Origin of the sequence: Mediterraneibacter sp. 210702-DFI.5.30, assembly GCF_020560115.1 — a bacterium.
Taxonomy (GTDB): domain Bacteria; phylum Bacillota; class Clostridia; order Lachnospirales; family Lachnospiraceae; genus Mediterraneibacter; species Mediterraneibacter faecis.
Genome location: NZ_JAJCME010000032.1, coordinates 1 through 1529, shown reverse-complemented (window position 1 = coordinate 1529; position 1529 = coordinate 1). Strand labels below are relative to the sequence as shown.

General features: G+C 44.0%; 1 protein-coding gene. It reads left to right on the top strand.

The window, feature by feature from the left end:
- Window positions 1-201 precede the first annotated feature (201 nt).
- The gene (locus LI126_RS14560) at window positions 202-1455 is read left to right on the top strand and encodes a 6-phosphofructokinase (protein ID WP_227165650.1); all 1254 of its coding nucleotides are present in this window, start codon (window positions 202-204) and stop codon (window positions 1453-1455) included.
- Window positions 1456-1529 lie beyond the last annotated feature (74 nt).

Below are 1529 nucleotides of genomic sequence, written 5' to 3'. Positions count from 1 at the left end.
TAATGGCGTAAGAAAAGTAAATGCCGCCTACGGCGTCGCTTCCTTTTCTTTTACGCTCATTATATCATCTTTTCGACTTATTGTTGTAAATTTTCTTTTTTTCAGCTATAGTAATAACGAATCATTAATATATTATTGAGTTCTTAGAATATATTGACAACAGAAATCGACTATCTCAACTTAAACCAAAGGAGAAACTTTATGAAGAAGAATGCAATCGTCGGACAGTCCGGCGGACCAACCGCAGTTATTAATGCCAGCCTTTATGGGGTTGTTTACGAAGCACTGAACCGTGAGGATGTCATTGGAACAATTTATGGAATGATCAACGGAATCGAAGGTTTCCTGAACGAGAATATGATGGATATGAAACCTTTAGAAGCGAACGGTGAGCTTGAACTGATCAAGACAACACCGGGATCTTATCTTGGTTCCTGCCGTTACAAACTTCCGGAAGACCTGACAGACGCTGTCTATCCGCAGCTCTTTGAGAAATTTGAGAAGTACAATATCGGTTACTTCTTCTACATCGGTGGAAATGATTCCATGGATACAGTAAGCAAGCTTTCCCGCTATGCTGAGACTGTAAACAGCGAGATACGTTTCATCGGAATCCCTAAGACGATCGACAATGACCTTGTCCTGACAGACCATACACCGGGATTCGGAAGTGCTGCCAAATATGTAGCGTCCACTGTTCGTGAGATTGCGATCGACGCTTCTGTTTATGATAATAAAAAATCCGTTACAATCGTTGAGATCATGGGACGTCATGCCGGATGGCTGGCCGCTGCCAGTGTCCTTGCCCGTAAATTCGAAGGCGACAATCCGGTTCTCATCTATCTTCCGGAAGTTGCATTTGATCAGGAACAGTTCCTTGCAGATGTTCAGAAAGCTTTCGAGCATACTTCCAACCTGGTTGTCTGCATTTCCGAAGGAATTAATGACGGAAACGGTAAGTTTGTCTGCGAGCTTGCAAGCGATGTAGGCGTAGACACATTCGGACATAAAATGCTAACAGGCTCCGGAAAATATCTGGAAAACCTCGTGAAAGACCGCCTTGGCGTAAAAGTTCGCTCCATCGAGCTCAATGTCAACCAGCGTTGTTCTTCCGCTATGCTCTCTGCGACAGACGAGAAAGAAGCGATTGCTTCCGGTTCTTTCGGTGTGCAGACTGCACTGAAGGGAACAACAGGAATGATGATCGCCTTCCACCGTACAGACGATGCGGATTACCACATTTCTTACGCTCCGGAAGACGTGAACCTTATCTGTAATCAGGAGAAAACAGTTCCTTTAGACTGGATCACAGGAAATGGTTCCGATATCGGACAGCAGTTCATTGACTATGCACTGCCTCTCATCCAGGGTTCTGTAAAAGTACCGGAAGAAGGCGGACTGCCGAGATTTGCTTATAGGAAATGTAACTGTTCAGAGCCAAGCAAAATTTCATAGAACAGGTGTAAAATGCTTACATTTTTAAGACTGTTTTTGAAATTTTATTTGGCGGATACGCCACACCGACGAAA